The following is a 17,114-nucleotide window of genomic DNA, read 5'->3' on the forward strand; positions in this document are numbered from 1 at the left end:
CCCACGTGGCATCTTGTTGTGCCCAACCACGTCAAGACCAGGAGACACCACTTCCGTGGCAGTCAAGATCAAGCTGAAGCGTCTGGGCAAGATCCGCGCGCCTCACTACCGCATCGTCGTTGCCGACTCCCGTACCCGCCGTGACGGCCGGGCCATCGAGGAGATCGGCCTGTACCACCCGGTGCAGAACCCCTCGCGCATCGAGGTCGACTCCGAGCGTGTCCAGTACTGGCTGGGTGTCGGCGCGCAGCCGACCGAGCCCGTCATGGCCATCCTCAAGGTCACCGGCGACTGGCAGAAGTTCAAGGGCCTGCCGGCCCCGGCGCCGATGAAGGTCGCCGAGCCGAAGGTCGACAAGCGCGCCCTCTTCGAGGCCGCCGCCAAGGCTTCCGGCGACGAGCCGAAGGGTGAGGCCATCACCCCGAAGGCGAAGAAGGCTGACAAGAAGGCGGACGAGGCTGCGGCCGAGTCCACCTCCGAGTCGACCGAGGCCTGAGCATGCTCGAGGAAGCCCTCGAGCACCTCGTCAAGGGCATCGTCGACAACCCCGATGACGTGCAGGTAGCCTCGCGCACCCTGCGCCGCGGGCGCGTGCTCGAGGTCCGGGTCCACCCCGACGACCTCGGCAAGGTGATCGGCCGCAACGGCCGTACCGCCCGCGCGCTGCGGACCGTCGTGGGCGCCATCGGCGGCCGAGGCATCCGCGTCGACCTCGTCGACGTGGACCAGGTCCGCTGACAAGTTGAACACCGGCTCGGGCCGGGGAGGGCCTGTGGCCCGCCCCGGCCCGTACCCGTTTGCGGCGATGGCTTGCCGGCCGCAACCATCAATCGAGGAACCACGAGGCGAGTGACCACCTCCGCGAAGGCGGCGGCGGTTCTGCCGCAAGGAGCAGCAGTGCAACTGGTAGTCGCGCGGATCGGCCGGGCCCACGGCATCAAGGGCGAGGTCACCGTAGAGGTGCGCACCGACGAGCCCGAGCTGCGGCTCGCCCCGGGCGCCGTCCTCGCCACCGATCCGTCCTCCGTCGGCCCGCTGACCATCGCGACCGGCCGGGTGCACAGCGGCCGGCTGCTGCTGCGCTTCGAGGGCGTCGCCGACCGTACGGCCGCCGAGGCGCTGCGCAACACCCTGCTGATCGCCGAGGTCGACCCGGAGGAAGTCCCCGAGGACCCCGAGGAGTACTACGACCACCAGCTGATCGACCTCGATGTCGTCACCCGTGACGGCACCGCCGTCGGCCGGATCTCCGAGGTCTCCCACCTGCCCTACCAGGACCTGCTGATCGTCCGGCGGCCCGACGGCAGCGAGGTCATGATCCCGTTCGTCACCGAGATCGTCCCGGAGATCGACCTGGAGGAGCAGCGCGCGGTCATCGACCCGCCGCCCGGCCTCCTCGACGACAGCCGGGCCGAGGTGGCCTCCAGCCGCGAGGACAGCTGATGCGGCTCGACGTCGTCACGATCTTCCCCGAATACCTCGAGCCGCTGAACGTCTCGCTGGTCGGTAAGGCCCGGGCCCGCGGACAGCTCGATGTGCGCATCCATGACCTGCGGGAATGGGCGCACGACAAGCACAACACCGTCGACGACACCCCCTACGGCGGCGGCCCCGGCATGGTCATGAAGCCCGAGCCGTGGGGCGAGGCGCTCGACGAGATCCTGGCGTCCGGTGACGGTGAACCCGTCATCGTCGTCCCCACCCCGAGCGGCGCCCCCTTCACCCAGCAGCTCGCCGTCGAACTCTCCGCCAAGCCCTGGCTGGTGTTCACCCCGGCCCGCTACGAAGGCATCGACCGCCGCGTCATCGAGGAGTACGGCGACCGCCTCGACGTCCGCGAGGTCTCCATCGGCGACTACGTCCTGGCCGGCGGCGAGGCCCCGGTCCTGGTCATGGTCGAGGCGGTGGCCCGGCTGCTGCCCGGCGTCCTCGGCAACGCCGCCTCCCACCAGGACGACTCCTTCGCCCCCGGCGCGATGGCCGACCTCCTGGAGGGCCCCGTCTACACCAAGCCCCCCGAGTGGCGCGGACGCGGCATCCCCGAGGTCCTGCTCAGCGGCCATCACGGCAAGATCGCCCGCTGGCGCCGCGACGAGGCCTTCCGCCGCACCGACCGCAACCGCCCCGATCTGATCAACCGCGCCGACCCCGCCGCGTTCGACAAGCACGACCGCGCGATACTCGCCGCCCTTGGCTGGTCGGAGGGCGACGACGGCCGATTTGGGCGGACGGCCGAGGCCGTGGAAGAATAGGCCGCTGCTGTGTGCGTCCGGCGCGCGCCCCTGCCACAGGGGGAACGACGCCCGCCCGACGGAACGGCATCCGAAACATCCTTTCCGATATCCCGTTGATGACCTGTGGCATCAGCGAAGAAAGCAGTAGGTCATGCACCTTCTCGACTCCGTCGACGCCGCGTCGCTGCGCACCGACGTCCCGGCCTTCCGCCCGGGTGACACCGTCAACGTCCACGTCCGCGTCATCGAGGGCAACCGCTCCCGTGTGCAGCAGTTCAAGGGCGTTGTCATCCGCCGTCAGGGCGCCGGCGTGCGCGAGACCTTCACGGTCCGCAAGGTCAGCTTCTCCGTCGGCGTGGAGCGCACCTTCCCGGTGCACACCCCGATCGTCGAGAAGATCGAGGTCGTGACCCGCGGTGACGTCCGTCGCGCCAAGCTGTACTTCCTGCGTGACCTCCGCGGCAAGGCCGCGAAGATCAAGGAGAAGCGCGACAGCTGAGCCGCGCCGCCCCGGAGCGCGATTTTTTGCGCCCCGGCAACGCAAAGCCACGCTCGCGTCCGGTGTCCGGATCCGGCCGGATAGGCTCAGGGCCCGATGGACACCGACGCACAGCTCACGGAGCGCGACCCCTCTCCCACCCCCGACCAGGGGCCGGAGCAGGGGTCGCGCTCCGCGCGTTTTCTCTCGCGTACGGCTCGCCTGCGCCGACGGCCGGTGACTCTGCTGGTCCTCTGCCTGGCGTTCGTACTGCTGCTCAGCGCGTTCATCGCGCAGCCTTTTCTGATTCCCAGCTCCTCCATGGAGAACACCCTGCAGATCGGGGACCGGGTGCTGGTCAACAAGCTGGCGTACCGTTTCGGCAGCGAGCCGGCACGGGGCGATGTGGTGGTGTTCGACGGCACGGGCTCCTTTGTTCACAGGGAGCAGGGGGAGAATCCCGTCCCGGGGCTGCTGCGCGGAGCCGGCGCGGCGCTGGGCCTGGCCCGGCCCGCCGAGACGGACTACGTCAAGCGCGTGATCGGTATCGGCGGTGACCATGTGACCTGCTGCGACAAACGGGGGCGGATCGAAGTGAACGGTGAGCCCGTGAGCGAGGGCTATCTGCACCCCGGGGACGCGCCGTCCTCGGTGGAGTTCGACATCGTGGTGCCGGAGGGGAAGCTGTGGGTCATGGGGGACCACCGCGCCAGATCCAGCGATTCCCGCGACCACCTAGGTGACCCGGGCGGCGGCACGGTCCCCGTCGACAAGGTCATCGGCCGCGCGGACCTGATCACCTGGCCGGTGAGCCGCTGGCGCACCATCGACGCACCAGGGTCCTTCGACCGGATACCCACCGCGGCGGGCCCCCATGGGTAACCGCGGACGCCCCCGCCACGGGCGCCAGAGCGCCAAGGGGACCGGAAGCGCTGCCGACGGCTCGTACGGCGCCTCCGCGCCGACCGGCGACACCCAGGAGCCCCGCGGCGGCGACGGCACACGGGCCGGCCGGCCCGCGACCGGCGGACGGGCCGAGCGGCGGCGCCAGGCCCGGCGCATCAAACGCCGCAGGCGCCGCTCCTACATCAAGGAAATCCCCATCCTCATCGGCGTGGCGCTGGCCATCGCCCTCGTCCTGAAGACCTTCTTGGTCCAGGCGTTCGTCATCCCGTCCGGCTCCATGGAGCAGACGATCAAGATCGGCGACCGGGTGCTGGTCGACAAGCTCACGCCCTGGTTCGGCTCCAAGCCGGAGCGCGGCGATGTCGTCGTCTTCAAGGACCCCGGCAAGTGGCTCAAGGACGAACAGCATCAGCCCGCCGACGACGGGGGCGCCTTCCAGCCGGTCAAGGACGCCATGACCTCCATCGGGCTGCTGCCGTCCGCCGATGAACAAGACCTGATCAAGCGGGTCGTGGCGGTCGGCGGCGACACCGTCAAATGCTGCGACAAGCAGGGCCGGGTCACCGTCAACGGCACCCCGCTGACCGAACCGTACGTCCACCCGGGCAACCCGCCCTCCCAGCTGAAATTCACGGTGAACGTCCCCACCGGACGGATCTTCGTGATGGGCGACCACCGCTCCAACTCCGCGGATTCGCGCTTCCATCTGGACGAGCCGTACCGTGGCACGGTCTCGGAGGACAGCGTCGTGGGCCGGGCCGTGGTGATCGCCTGGCCGTTCAGCCACTGGCGACGCCTCGAAGAGCCGGACACCTTTGCGACGGTGCACGACGCGCCGGGCGCCAGGGCGTCCGCAGCGGGTGCGCCGCATAGGGTGTCACCCGAGAGTTTGACCGTACTCCCGACCCCTGCGGAACTCCCGCTCGTTATGGGAGTGGTGGGCCTGCGCCGGTTGACGGGCGGGCGAGTGCGTGGAGTGAGGAGCAGATGTGGGGGACTTGGCGGTCGGCGCGCGGTCCGGAACCGAAGAGCCCGAGGAGCCGGCAGGGGGCGGTGAGACCCCGCAGCCGGTGACGAGTTCCGTACATCAGTCACCAGCACAGTCACAGCCGGAGTCATCGGCGCGCGCGCCGCGTTCGGCGTCGTCGGACCGGCCGGGTGGGTCGGATACGTTGGACACACCTGCGGGCGAGGAGGCGAGCGGCAGTATGAGGAAGGCCAAGAAGCCTCGTGCCTTCTGGAAAGAGCTGCCGATCCTCATCGGTATCGCCCTGCTCCTCGCGCTGCTGATCAAGACGTTCCTGGTGCAGGCGTTCTCCATCCCGTCCGACTCGATGCAGGACACCCTGCAGCGCGGGGACCGGGTCCTGGTGGACAAGCTGACGCCGTGGTTCGGGTCCAAGCCGGAGCGCGGTGAGGTCGTCGTCTTCCACGACCCGGGCGGCTGGCTGAACGAGACGCCGACCCCCGAGCCCAACCCCGTCCAGAACGTCCTCAGCTTCATCGGTCTGATGCCCTCGGCCGAGGAGAAGGACCTGATCAAGCGGGTCATCGCGGTCGGCGGCGACACCGTCGAGTGCCACGGCAGCGGCCCGGTCAAGGTCAATGGCAAGGCGCTGAAGGAAGACTCGTACATCTTCCCCGGCGTCACCCCCTGCGGGGACCGGGCGTTCGGCCCGATCCACGTCCCCAAGGGCCGGATCTGGGTGATGGGCGACCACCGAGACGACTCACTCGACTCCCGCTACCACCAGAACCTCAAGGGCCACGGCACGGTCTCGGAGGACGAGGTCGTCGGCCGCGCGTTCACCATCGCCTGGCCCATCAACCGCTGGGCGACTCTGCCCGTACCGGACACCTTCGACCAGCCCGGGATCAACAAGGCAATGGCGGCGGCTCCGGCCGCCCTCGGCCTGGCCGGCGCGGTACCGATCGTGATGTGGCGCCGCCGGAGGCTGACCGGAGAGCGTAACCCCAGGTAAGGTGCCGTCCCGGATCTTCGACGCGGGCCCGGTCCGCGGGGTGGGAGCGCTGGGATGAGCAGCAGTACGGAAAGCAGGACCGACGGCCGCGGCCGGACCACGGGCAGTGTGCTGTCCGGTCTGACCGTGGCCCTCGGCTGTGTGCTGTTCCTGGGCGGCTTCGTATGGGCGGCGCTGATCTACCGCCCGTATACGGTGCCGACCGATTCGATGTCGCCGACGATCGCGGCCGGGGCCCGGGTCATCGCCGAGAAGGTGAACGGATCCGAGGTGCGCCGCGGCGACATCGTCGTCTTCAAGGACTCCGTGTGGGGCGACCTGCCGATGGTCAAGCGCGTCGTCGGCGTCGGCGGCGACAAGGTCTCCTGCTGCACCAAGCAAGGCCGGCTGACCGTGAACGGAATCCCCGTCGAGGAACCGTATCTGCAAGGCAGCGGCCCCGCCTCACCCGTCGGCTTCAAGGCCAAGGTCCCCACCGGCCAGCTCTTCCTGCTCGGCGACCACCGAAGCGACTCCCTCGACTCCCGCGTCCACCTCACCGACAGCGACCACGGCTCCGTCCCGCGCAGCGCCGTCAACGCCCGGGTCGACGCCCGCGCCTGGCCGCTCGGCAGCATCGGCATGATGCAGCGCCCGACCAGCTTCTCCGCCTTCCCCGGCGGCACCTCGCAGCCGGGCCCGCTGCAGCCCATCACCCTCGCCGTGATCGCCGGCGCGGTCCTCATCCTCGGCGGCTCCGCCTACGGGCCCATCGCCCGGCGCAAGGGGCGGCGGCGTGCGTGAGGGACTGGCGGCCGAGGAGCCGGGCAAGGGCCCGGGCCCTGGGGTAGCGCCCGCCGAGGGGGCGGCCGAGGGCCGTGAGGCTTCCGCGGTCGCCGACGAGCCCGAGCCGGCCGGCGTACGCCAGGTCTCCCGCGTCGTGCTGCTCGACCCCGACGACCGGATCCTGCTGCTCCACGGCTTCGAACCGGACCGCCCCGCCGACACCTGGTGGTTCACCCCCGGCGGCGGCCTCGAAGGAGCCGAGACGCACGAGGAGGCCGCCCGCCGCGAACTCGCCGAGGAGACCGGCATCACCGACGCGGTCCTCGGCCCCGTCCTGTGGAAACGCCACTGCGCCTTCCCGTTCGACGGGCGGCGCTGGGAGCAGGACGAGTGGTACTACCTGGGGCGAACCGAGCGGACTGTCACCGACACCGGCGGGCATACGGACCTGGAGCGACGCAGCGTCTCGGGACTGAGGTGGTGGACTTCGGAAGAACTGTCAGCATCACGTGAGACGGTGTATCCGACCAGACTCGCCGAGCTGCTGCGCACACTGCTCGACGAAGGGCCCCCGAGTGCGCCGGTGCTCCTGGAGACCGAGCGGGTCTGACGCACAATAGGGGGACGCACGGCTGAAGGGGATCTGCCATGAGCGCCGAGGACCTCGAGAAGTACGAGACCGAGATGGAGCTGAAGCTCTACCGGGAGTACCGCGACGTCGTCGGGCTGTTCAAATATGTGATCGAGACCGAGCGACGCTTCTACCTCACCAACGATTACGAGATGCAGGTGCACTCGGTCCAGGGCGAAGTCTTTTTCGAGGTCTCGATGGCCGACGCCTGGGTCTGGGACATGTACCGTCCGGCTCGCTTCGTCAAGCAGGTGCGAGTGCTCACGTTCAAGGACGTGAATATCGAGGAGCTCAACAAGAGCGATCTGGATCTTCCGGGGAGCTGAGGCGGCCGGATACTGCTTGCCGGCCGGCGCCTGCGGGGCGACGGCCGGGCCTGCTTCGGGCTGCCCGGTATGCCCTCCGTGACGCGGGCCGCCCCGGACGGGTGAGCGGGTTATCCACAACCGGCTCGTTGTCCACCAAGATCCAATAGATCTGCGTGAGGGCGTCAGAGTCGGTGCCGGAGGTGGTACCGCATGAACGCCACGAACGGCATGCAGCACGGCCGGCCGACCGCGGACGACACAGCGGACGGCACGCAGGTCAGGGATCCACAGGTCAGGGACACGCAGGCCAGGGACACGCAGGCCAGGGACCGGGTGCGGGGGGCGTTCTCAGAGCCCCGTAAGGGCCCGGAGCGTGGCGGGCGAGCGAGTGATCGCCGAGGGCCCGGGCGCCGGGCCAGGCCGCGTACGGGCTCCCGGAACGCTGCCGCCGGTAGCGCTGGCAGCCCTGCCGAAGCGACCCCCGGCACCACCGCGCCGACGGCGACCAAACCGACCGACACCCGACGACGCGCTCTCGGCCGCTACGGCGAAGACCTGGCCGCCCGGCGGCTCATCGAGGCCGGGATGCGGATCCTGGATCGCAACTGGCGCTGCCGCGACGGAGAGATCGACATCGTCGCCGCCGACGGCGACGCCCTCGTGGTCTGCGAGGTCAAAACCCGCCGCGCCGGCTGGTACGAACACCCCATGGCGGCCGTACGCCCCGAGAAGACCGCCCGACTGCGCCTGCTGGCAGAACGCTGGCTGGAGCGCCACGGCGGCCCGCCACCCGGCGGCGTACGGATCGACGTCATCGGCGTCCTGCTGCCGGCCCGAGGCGCCCCGGTCGTCCAGCACGCACGAGGGGTGGCGTAATGGGATTCGCCCGGACCTGCTCCGTCGCCCTGGTCGGCGTCGAAGGCGTCGTCGTCGAGGTCCAGGCCGACCTGGAACCAGGCGTCGCGGCATTCACCCTCGTCGGGCTGCCCGACAAAAGCCTGATCGAGTCCAGGGACCGGGTGCGCGCCGCCGTCGTGAACTCCGGCGCCGAATGGCCGCAGAAGAAACTCACCGTCGGCCTCAGCCCGGCGTCCGTACCCAAGAGCGGCAGCGGATTCGACCTGGCCGTGGCCTGCGCGGTCCTCGGCGCCGCCGAACGCCTCGACCCCCGTGAACTCACCGACCTGATGATGATCGGCGAACTGGGCCTGGACGGCCGCGTCCGCCCCGTACGCGGAGTGCTGCCGGCCGTGCTGGCCGCCGCCGACGCCGGATACCGCCAGGTCGTCGTCCCGGAACGGACCGTCGCCGAGGCCTCCCTCGTCCCCGGCATCTCCGTCCTCGGCGTCCGCAGCCTGCGCCAACTCATCGCCGTCCTCGCCGACGAACCGGTGCCCGACGAAGAAGAACCCCAGGAAGAAGGCCGCCCCGACCCGCTGCTGGCCGGCCTGATCGTCCCCGGCACCGGCATCAGCGCCGGCCTGCCCCGCGGAGAACACGCTCCCGACCTCACCGACGTCGCAGGCCAGCACAGCGCCCGCCGCGCCCTGGAGGTGGCAGCCGCCGGGCGCCACCACATCTTCTTCAAAGGCCCGCCCGGCGCCGGCAAAACCATGCTCGCCGAACGGCTCCCCGGGCTGCTGCCACCCCTGTCGCCCAAGGAATCCCTGGAGGTCACCGCCGTCCACTCGGTGGCCGGCACCCTCCCGCCAGGACAGCCACTGGTCCACCGGCCGCCCTACTGCGCCCCGCACCACTCCGCGACGATGGCATCCCTCGTCGGCGGCGGCACCGGACTGCCCCGCCCCGGAGCCGTATCCCTTGCCCACCACGGCGTGCTGTTCGTGGACGAGGCCGCCGAATGCAGCCCACGCGTCCTGGACGCCCTGCGCCAGCCCCTCGAATCCGGGCATGTCGTCGTCGCCCGCGCCGCCGGCATGATGCGCATGCCCGCCCGATTCCTCCTCGCCCTCGCCGCCAACCCCTGTCCCTGCGGACGGCACGGCACCACCAGCGGTGGCTGCGAATGCCGCCCGTCCTCCATCCGCCGCTACCGTGCCCGCCTCTCCGGGCCGCTGATGGACCGGGTGGACCTACGGATCGCCGTGGAGCCGGTCGCCCGCTCCGAACTGATCGCGTTCGGTCGCTGCGCCGAATCCACCGCGACCGTGGCCGCCCGCGTACAGGCCGCCCGCGAACGCGCCGCTGACCGCCTCGCCGGCACCCCCTGGAACACCAACAGCGAGGTACCCGGCCATGAACTGAGAACCCGCTGGCAGGTCCACCCCGGCGCACTGGCCCAAGCGGAACGCGACCTGGAATGCGGCCTCCTCACGGCCCGCGGCCTCGACCGGGTCCTCCGCGTCGCCTGGACAGCCGCCGACCTCTCCGGCCGCGACCGCCCCAGCAGAGAAGACGTCAACTGGGCCCTGGAACTCCGCACAGGCGTACGCCGCGGCACGCTCACGGCGGTGGGCGGCGGCGAAAGCAATCGCGAGACCGCGGCCGCGCGGCCCCCGCAAGAGAGCGGCCTCCGCAAGAAAAGGGGTGAGCAATGAACCGCACCGACGAATGGGGCTTCGCGACGAGCGCCCCGCAGACCGCCGCGGACGACCGGCGCCACCCGCCCGACGCGGCCCCTGCCTCGCCCCCGACGGCCGCCCGACCGCCGGCTCCCCGGGCAGCGTACGAACCGCAGCACATGGCCCGCGCGGCCCTCACCCGGATCCTCGAACCGGGTGACGAAATCGCCGGCCGCTGGCTGCGCGAAATGGGCCCGGTGGCCCTGTGGCACATGCTGTCCGACGAGGACGCGGCCCCACCCAAGGGCGCAAGCCCCGCCAAGATCGCGGGCCTGAGGCTACGGGCCGCACGGGCACGCCCCGCCGCCGACCTCGCCGCCGTCGCGACTCTCGGCGGCCGGTTCATCTGCCCCGGGGACGACGAATGGCCGGGCCAGCTCAACGACCTCGGCGATGCCCGCCCCGTCGGCCTATGGGTGCGCGGAACGGCCAACCTCCGGCTGTGGGCGCTGCGCTCGGTCGCCGTCGTCGGCGCCCGCGCCTGCACCGAATACGGCGCCCACCTCGCCGCCACCCTCAGCGCCGGACTCGCCGAGCGCGGCTGGGCCGTCGTATCCGGAGCCGCGTACGGCGTCGACGGCGCAGCTCACCGCGGCGCCTTGGCCGCCGACGGCGCGACCATCGCCGTACTCGCATCCGGCGTCGACTACGCCTACCCGCGCGGCCACACCGAGTTGATCGGCCGCATCTCCGAACAGGGCCTGGTGGTCGCCGAATTACCACCGGGCGACCACCCCACCCGCACCCGCTTCGTCCAGCGCAACCGCGTGATCGCCGCGCTCACCAGAGGCACCGTCGTCGTGGAGGCCGAACTCCGCAGCGGCTCACTCGTCACCGCCCGACGGGCGCTGGCCCTCGGGCGATTCACGATGGGCATGCCCGGCCCGGTCACCAGCGGTCTGTCCGCCGGTGTGCACCAACTCCTGCGCGGCGAGGCCGCGGTGGTCACCGACGCCGACGAGGTCATTGAACTCGTCGGCAGCATCGGCGACCTCGCCCCCGAGCGCCCAGGCTCCACCCGCATCCGCGACCTCCTCGACCCCGTCGCGACCCGCGTGCTGGAGGCACTGCCCGCGCGCGGCAGCACGGACACCACCCACCTTGCGCAGGAAGCGGGCACGCCCCGCGATGTCACCCAGGGCAAACTCTTCGAGCTCCAGTCCCTCGGATTCGTTCAAAGGTGCGGTGATCGCTGGGAGTTGGCGCGACGCGCCGAGGCGACCGACGGTTCCCGGCGAGGCGGTACTTGACCTGGGGCGAACGGGTGAAAGGGTGAGGGGAATGACCGCAGAATCCAGGTTTGCCGTGCTTCGGCGCACGGGCCCGACCCGTGGGGAGACGGCGATGTGGCGCAACGGACGCACGGGGTCGCACCCGACGCGTCACGGCGTCCGCCCACACGGCCCGCCGGAGACCGGTACCCGGCACCGTGTCCGGGTATCGCCACGCCGTACGAGGTAACCCTGAGGTGCGGGCAGCGGAACGTATCTGCGCACCCCCGAACCTGCCGCCATCGCGCACCGCGACACTCCGGTCACGCTACGCTCACAGACAATTCAGCCCTCACACATCCACCCACCCGCGTCTCGGCAGAACGGCTCAAGGCGACGAATGCCCCAGCACACCTCCGGGTCTGACCGTGCGGCAGTACCACCCGCCGCGCGCGGCAGCGTGCGCCCCGCCCCGCCCACTTCGCTCGACGAATTGTGGCGCGCCTACAAGGCATCAGGCGACGGCCGGCTGCGGGAGCAGCTGATCCTGCACTACTCGCCGCTGGTCAAATACGTCGCCGGCCGCGTCAGCGTCGGACTGCCACCCAATGTCGAACAGGCCGACTTCGTTTCCTCCGGAGTCTTCGGACTGATCGACGCCATCGAGAAGTTCGACCCCGAACGCTCCATCAAGTTCGAGACCTACGCCATCACCCGCATCCGCGGCGCGATGATCGACGAACTGCGTGCGCTGGACTGGATCCCGCGCTCCGTGAGGCAGAAGGCCCGCGCCGTCGAACGGGCATACGCCACCCTCGAAGCGCAACTGCGCCGCACCCCGTCCGAGGCGGAGGTCGCGGCGGAGATGGGCATCGCGCTGGAGGAACTCCACAGTGTGTTCAGCCAGCTGTCCCTGGCGAACGTGGTGGCCCTGGAAGAGCTGCTGCACGTCGGCGGCGAGGGCGGTGAACGGCTCAGCCTGATGGACACCCTCGAGGACACGGCGGCCGAGAACCCCGTCGAGATCGCCGAGGACCGCGAACTGCGGCGCCTGCTCGCGCGCGCCATCAACACCCTCCCCGACCGCGAGAAGACCGTGGTCACGCTCTACTACTACGAGGGCCTCACGCTCGCCGAGATCGGCAACGTCCTCGGCGTCACGGAGAGCAGGGTCAGCCAGATCCACACCAAGTCCGTGCTGCAACTCAGAGCCAAGCTCGCCGACGTCGGGCGCTGAGCCACTGCCCGGCCTGAGCTACCTCTCGGCCGCCGAGTCTCGTCGGGGAAGCCGCATCGCCTCCCGGACCCGACTCCGATCGGGGACCGAGTCACCTCCCGGACCGAACCTCCGTGCACACGTCGAGCCTCCCCACAACCATCGAGTCTCCCTGAGCCGTGTCGCCATGCGGAGTGCCGCGACCGGCGCGCCATCCGTAGAGTGGTGACGTGCCCAGGATTCGAGCGGCCTCTGTGGCCGAGCACCGGACGATGCAGCGCGGCGCCCTCTTGGACGCCGCCCGCTCCCTGCTGTCCGAAGGCGGAACGGAAGCGCTGACCTTCCCCGCCCTCGCCGAGCGCACCGGACTCGCGCGCTCCTCCGTATACGAGTACTTCCGCTCGCGCGCAGCCGTTGTCGAAGAGCTGTGCGCCGTCGATTTCCCCGTCTGGGCCGCCGAGGTCGAAGCGGCGATGGAGCGCGTCGACACGCCCGAGGAGAAGGTCGAGGCGTACGTGCGCCGGCAGCTGGCGCTGGTCGGCGACCGGCGCCACCGTGCCGTCGTCGCCATCTCGGCCGGTGAGCTGGACGCCGGCGCCCGCGAGAAGATCCGCGCGGCGCACGGCGGACTCATCGCCATGATCATCGAAGCGCTCGCTGCCCTCGGCCACGAACAGCCCCGACTCGCCGCCATGCTCCTCCAGGGCGTCGTCGACGCCGCGGTCCGCCGCATCGAACTAGGCGCCGCCGAAGACCCGGGCGAGATCACGGAGGCAGCGGTCGCCATGGCCCTCCGCGGCGTCCGCGGCTGACCCCGGGGGGGGCCTCCCCCCCGCCCCCGGCCCCCACCCCTCCTCCACCACCCCAACGCTCGTTGGCCCCGCAGCCCGCAGCCCGCAGCCCGCAGCCCGCAGCCCGCAGCCCGCAGCCCGCAGCCCGCAGCCCGCAGCCCGCAGCCCGCAGCCCGCAGCCCGCAGCCCGCAGCCCGCAGCCCGCAGCCCGCAGCCCGCAGCCCGCAGCCCGCAGCCCGCAGCCCGCAGCCCGGCCGGACCCATGGCCTGGACGTTGGTCTACGGCGCGGTGCCATCAGATCGGGCCGGTCTCTCCGCCCCGCGCTCCTCTGTCGCTACCGCGCGGCCGCCGCTACCTCTGCGCGCCCCTCACCTCCCCGCGTGCCTCTGTCGCTACCGGGCGATCGCCGCTACCCCCTGCGCACCCTCACCTCCCCCCGATCACCACCACCTCGCTCGCGATCACCCCTCATCTCGCCACTGGCCGAGCCGACCGCACTCCCGGCACCCGTCACCCGCGCCCCCGCATGCCCGCCCCTCCCCGCCGACCGGCCAGGCGGCAGACGGCCCAGTGCCCAGAGGGCCGCGGCCGCGAGCCCGACCGTCCCCAGGAGGGCGGCGCCGGTCGGCCTCGACCGTGTCTCCTGAGCTGCTGGTTCCGGTCGCCGAGGATCCGTGCGGCCGCCAGCGGGCAAGGGAACCCCGAAGACCGGCAGGAGCCGCGACGGACCGCCGCCGAGCATGCTCTCGGGCAGCAGTGACAGCGGGTCCAGATACGTCTTCCCGCGGCGCAGGCCCCAGTGAAGGCAGGGCCCGCGGCAGTGGAACGGGCCGCGTTGCAGTACGCCGACCGGCTGGCCGGCCGTGACGCGCTGGCCCTTCCGGGCCGTGGAGCGTACGGGCTCGTAGGTGGTGCGTAGGGGAGGTCGACCCGAGCGGGACAGCTCGATGGTGAGGACGCCACGGCCGGCGACGGTCCCCGCGTACGCAACCCGGCCGGGCGCGGCCGCCCGCACCGTCGCGCCGGCGGATGCGGCCAGGTCCACGCCGCGGTGGCCGGCCGCCCAGGGGGAAGGGGGCGGTTCCCAGCCACGTGACACCGCGGGACGTATGCCGGCCGTTCCCACAACAGGCCAGGCACGGTCCCCAGCGGAAGCCGGTGGCTCGGGACGCTCCGCAGCTCCAGGTCGTCCCGCTGTGTGGGGCCGTCCCGTCGTGTCAGGGCTTTCCGCGTCCGCAGGCCGAGCCGCTACGAGCTCCACCCCGTGCCCTGCCAGCGTGGCCAGGGACGGAGCGACAGCGTGTATGAGCGGGGGGACCAGGATCATCCCCGGCAGGGAGAGCACCGCTGCCAGCGTCGGAGCCAGGAGCGCGCACGCCACGCGGGCCGGAAAGAAGCAGCTCGTCCCGTGTCCGTTCGGCTTCCGGCTCGGCGCCGGCGGTAACGGCGCAGGCGGCCGGAAGCGGGACCGGTGCCGGGGGAAGGGAAGGGAAACGGGGAGGGTGGGGAGGGGCACCGGCGCGCGGCGCGGTCGGCTGTGGGCTCGGCTCCGCCGGCGGCTGAACCGGTCTGAGGAGCCTCCACGGAAGTTGCGGAGCCCAGGGAATCCAAGGCGGCCGTGCTGGCCCTGTACGCCCTGCACGGCCTCCAAGTCCTGGAAGCCGGGCAAGTCCCCGCCCCGGCCCCCGCCCGAATTTCGTCGCGTTTCCGGTCGCGTCTCTCGTCGCATCTTTCGTCGCATTTCTCGACGGTGACGCAGGCGCCCGCGGCGTGGGGATCTTGGTCCATAGCTGTGGACGACCGGCCGGTTGTGGATAACGGCGTCACTCGCGCGGGGTTCGAAATGGTGTGTGTCGCCCGGTGCATCGGCAGTCCCGTACACTTCTGGTGGCGATCCGGGTCACCGGGTCGACTTCGCACGCCCCGCCGTCAGTGCACCAGTCCCATTCGGGCAGCACGACGGCCGCGCTCCTCGGTCCTCGGACGGCTCCGCAAGGTGCCTTCCCCGGCAGGCGCGTCGGGGCGTCAGGCACTGCGGCCGACCGGCCGCAGTGGAACCGAGAACAACAAGGAGTACGGCCATGGCCGTCGTTACGATGCGGGAGCTGCTGGAAAGCGGCGTCCACTTCGGGCACCAGACCCGCCGCTGGAACCCGAAGATGAAGCGTTTCATCTTCACGGAGCGCAACGGCATCTACATCATCGACCTGCTCCAGTCGCTGTCGTACATCGACCGCGCCTACGAGTTCGTCAAGGAGACCGTCGCCCACGGTGGCTCGGTCATGTTCGTCGGCACGAAGAAGCAGGCCCAGGAGGCCATTGCCGAGCAGGCGACCCGCGTGGGCATGCCCTACGTGAACCAGCGCTGGCTCGGCGGCATGCTGACCAACTTCTCGACCGTCTACAAGCGCCTGCAGCGCCTGAAGGAGCTCGAGCAGATCGACTTCGAGGATGTGGCCGCCTCCGGCCTCACCAAGAAGGAGCTCCTGGTTCTCTCCCGCGAGAAGGCCAAGCTGGAGAAGACCCTCGGTGGTATCCGCGAGATGCAGAAGGTGCCCAGCGCCGTCTGGATCGTGGACACCAAGAAGGAGCACATTGCCGTCGGTGAGGCGCGCAAGCTCAACATCCCGGTCGTCGCGATCCTCGACACCAACTGCGACCCGGACGAGGTCGACTACAAGATCCCGGGCAACGACGACGCGATCCGCTCCGTCACCCTGCTCACCCGCGTGATCGCCGACGCCGTCGCCGAGGGCCTCATCGCCCGCTCCGGTGCCGCCACCGGCGACCAGAAGCCCGGCGAGAAGGCTGCCGCCGCCGAGCCGCTGGCCGAGTGGGAGCGCGACCTGCTCGAGGGCGAGAAGAAGGCCGACTCCGAGAAGCCCGCCGAGGCCCCCGCCGCCGAGGCTCCGGCTGCCGAGGCCGAGGCCGAGGCCGAGGCTGAGAAGCCGGCCGCGGACGCCGAGCAGGCCTGACCCGCAGCATCCGGTTGATGACGGCGGGGGAGGGCGCAACACGCGCCGCCCCCGCCGTCCACCCGTAGATCTTTCGACTTCGAGATTTCGAGAAGAGATTCACAGACCATGGCGAACTACACCGCCGCCGACGTCAAGAAGCTCCGCGAGCTCACCGGCGCAGGCATGATGGACTGCAAGAAGGCCCTGGACGAGGCCGAGGGCATCGTCGACAAGGCCGTCGAGGCGCTGCGCATCAAGGGCCAGAAGGGCGTCGCCAAGCGCGAGGGCCGCTCCGCCGAGAACGGCGCGGTGGTCTCCGTGATCGCCGGCGACAACACCTCCGGCGTCATCGTCGAGCTGAAGTGCGAGACGGACTTCGTCGCCAAGGGCGAGAAGTTCCAGGCCGTCGCCAACGAGATCGCCGCGCACGTCGCGAAGACCTCTCCGGCCGACATCGAGGCCCTGCTCGCCTCCGAGATCGTGGCCGGCAAGACCGTCCAGGCGTTCGTCGACGAGGCCAACGCCAACCTGGGCGAGAAGATCGTCCTGGACCGCTTCGCGCAGTTCTCCGACGGCTACGTGTCGGCGTACATGCACCGCACCATGCCTGACCTGCCGCCGCAGATCGGTGTCCTTGTCGAGCTCGACAAGGAGAACGCCGAGGTCGCCAAGGGCGTTGCGCAGCACATCGCCGCCTTCGCCCCGAAGTACCTCTCCAAGGACGACGTCCCGGCCGAGGTCGTCGAGGCCGAGCGGCGCGTCGCCGAGGAGACCACCCGTGCCGAGGGCAAGCCCGAGGCCGCCCTGCCGAAGATCGTCGAAGGCCGCCTCAACGGCTTCTTCAAGGACGCGACGCTGCTCGGCCAGCCGTACGCGCTCGACAACAAGAAGTCCGTCGAGAAGGTCCTGCAGGAGGCCGGTGTCACCCTGAAGCGCTTCTCGCGCATCAAGGTCGGCATCTGAGCCTGCCGCGAAGGCAGCGAATGACCTGCGACCCCGCTAGGGTCGTACGCAGTCGGCCGCTCAACGGCCGGCCGCAGATGTGACGAGGA

18 protein-coding genes and 1 pseudogene are annotated in these 17,114 nt (G+C 70.9%); 18 read left to right on the top strand and 1 reads right to left on the bottom strand.

The window, feature by feature from the left end; all coding sequences use genetic code 11:
- Positions 1–55: 55 nt before the first annotated feature.
- The 16 genes and pseudogenes from rpsP to KI385_RS31815 all read left to right on the top strand — a co-directional run bounded on the left by rpsP (position 56) and on the right by KI385_RS31815 (position 13,125).
- Positions 56–496 carry a 30S ribosomal protein S16 gene (gene rpsP, locus KI385_RS31740; RefSeq protein WP_128509789.1) on the top strand — a complete coding sequence of 147 codons (441 nt, stop codon included), beginning with the start codon at positions 56–58 and terminating at the stop codon, positions 494–496.
- A 2-nt stretch (positions 497–498) separates the two neighbouring features.
- Positions 499–738 (top strand): RNA-binding protein, encoded by a 240-nt coding sequence (locus KI385_RS31745; protein WP_003980229.1) that lies wholly within the window; start codon positions 499–501, stop codon positions 736–738.
- Positions 739–897: 159 nt separating this feature from the next.
- Positions 898–1,443 carry a ribosome maturation factor RimM gene (rimM, locus tag KI385_RS31750; protein WP_238575520.1) on the top strand — a complete coding sequence of 182 codons (546 nt, stop codon included), beginning with the start codon at positions 898–900 and terminating at the stop codon, positions 1,441–1,443.
- Positions 1,443–2,252: a tRNA (guanosine(37)-N1)-methyltransferase TrmD gene (trmD, locus tag KI385_RS31755; RefSeq protein WP_238575521.1), complete on the top strand. Its 810-nt coding sequence runs from the start codon at positions 1,443–1,445 to the stop codon at positions 2,250–2,252. The genes rimM and trmD overlap by 1 nt, the downstream gene beginning before the upstream one ends.
- Positions 2,253–2,385: 133 nt before the next feature.
- Positions 2,386–2,733: a 50S ribosomal protein L19 gene (gene rplS / locus KI385_RS31760; RefSeq protein ID WP_128509792.1), complete on the top strand. Its 348-nt coding sequence runs from the start codon at positions 2,386–2,388 to the stop codon at positions 2,731–2,733.
- A 96-nt stretch (positions 2,734–2,829) separates the two neighbouring features.
- Complete coding sequence (gene lepB, locus KI385_RS31765; RefSeq protein ID WP_238575522.1) at positions 2,830–3,594, top strand: signal peptidase I; 765 nt, start codon at positions 2,830–2,832, stop codon at positions 3,592–3,594.
- Positions 3,587–4,675, top strand: a complete 1,089-nt coding sequence (lepB, locus tag KI385_RS31770; protein ID WP_238575523.1) for a signal peptidase I — start codon at positions 3,587–3,589, stop codon at positions 4,673–4,675. Before lepB (KI385_RS31765) ends, lepB (KI385_RS31770) begins: the two co-directional genes overlap by 8 nt.
- A gap of 151 nt (positions 4,676–4,826) precedes the next feature.
- On the top strand, positions 4,827–5,600 hold the full coding sequence (gene lepB / locus KI385_RS31775; protein ID WP_425356990.1) for a signal peptidase I: 774 nt from the start codon (positions 4,827–4,829) through the stop codon (positions 5,598–5,600).
- Between the two features lie 54 nt (positions 5,601–5,654).
- Entirely contained in the window at positions 5,655–6,383 is a 729-nt protein-coding gene (gene lepB / locus KI385_RS31780) for a signal peptidase I (RefSeq protein ID WP_238575524.1), read from the top strand.
- A 136-nt stretch (positions 6,384–6,519) separates the two neighbouring features.
- Positions 6,520–6,975: an NUDIX hydrolase gene (locus KI385_RS31785; RefSeq protein ID WP_238577942.1), complete on the top strand. Its 456-nt coding sequence runs from the start codon at positions 6,520–6,522 to the stop codon at positions 6,973–6,975.
- 38 nt (positions 6,976–7,013) lie between these two features.
- Entirely contained in the window at positions 7,014–7,322 is a 309-nt protein-coding gene (locus KI385_RS31790; RefSeq protein ID WP_003980220.1) for a DUF2469 domain-containing protein, read from the top strand.
- Between the two features lie 507 nt (positions 7,323–7,829).
- A pseudogene (locus KI385_RS31795) lies at positions 7,830–8,180 on the top strand (YraN family protein); the annotation flags it as partial.
- A complete protein-coding gene (locus KI385_RS31800; protein WP_238575525.1) occupies positions 8,180–9,862 on the top strand; it encodes a YifB family Mg chelatase-like AAA ATPase in 1,683 nt (560 codons plus the stop codon). The pseudogene KI385_RS31795 and the gene KI385_RS31800, both read left to right, overlap by 1 nt.
- Complete coding sequence (gene dprA, locus KI385_RS31805; RefSeq protein WP_238575526.1) at positions 9,859–11,136, top strand: DNA-processing protein DprA; 1,278 nt, start codon at positions 9,859–9,861, stop codon at positions 11,134–11,136. The genes KI385_RS31800 and dprA overlap by 4 nt, the downstream gene beginning before the upstream one ends.
- Positions 11,137–11,497: 361 nt before the next feature.
- Entirely contained in the window at positions 11,498–12,334 is an 837-nt protein-coding gene (gene whiG, locus KI385_RS31810) for an RNA polymerase sigma factor WhiG (RefSeq protein WP_238575527.1), read from the top strand.
- Positions 12,335–12,585: 251 nt separating this feature from the next.
- Complete coding sequence (locus KI385_RS31815; protein ID WP_238577943.1) at positions 12,586–13,125, top strand: TetR/AcrR family transcriptional regulator; 540 nt, start codon at positions 12,586–12,588, stop codon at positions 13,123–13,125.
- Positions 13,126–13,514: 389 nt separating this feature from the next.
- On the opposite strand, the gene KI385_RS44265 is transcribed toward KI385_RS31815, so the two are convergent.
- The gene (locus tag KI385_RS44265) at positions 13,515–14,846 is read right to left on the bottom strand and encodes a peptidoglycan DD-metalloendopeptidase family protein (RefSeq protein WP_342593480.1); all 1,332 of its coding nucleotides are present in this window, start codon (positions 14,844–14,846) and stop codon (positions 13,515–13,517) included.
- Between the two features lie 340 nt (positions 14,847–15,186).
- Here KI385_RS44265 and rpsB point away from each other — a divergent pair, with 340 nt between their 5' ends.
- Both rpsB and tsf read left to right on the top strand, forming a co-directional pair.
- On the top strand, positions 15,187–16,080 hold the full coding sequence (rpsB, locus tag KI385_RS31825; RefSeq protein ID WP_238575528.1) for a 30S ribosomal protein S2: 894 nt from the start codon (positions 15,187–15,189) through the stop codon (positions 16,078–16,080).
- Positions 16,081–16,188: 108 nt separating this feature from the next.
- A complete protein-coding gene (gene tsf / locus KI385_RS31830) occupies positions 16,189–17,025 on the top strand; it encodes a translation elongation factor Ts (RefSeq protein WP_128508872.1) in 837 nt (278 codons plus the stop codon).
- The last annotated feature ends 89 nt before the right edge of the window (positions 17,026–17,114 follow it).

The sequence above is a fragment of the Streptomyces inhibens genome (genome assembly GCF_022221585.1).
Classification (GTDB): domain Bacteria; phylum Actinomycetota; class Actinomycetes; order Streptomycetales; family Streptomycetaceae; genus Streptomyces; species Streptomyces inhibens.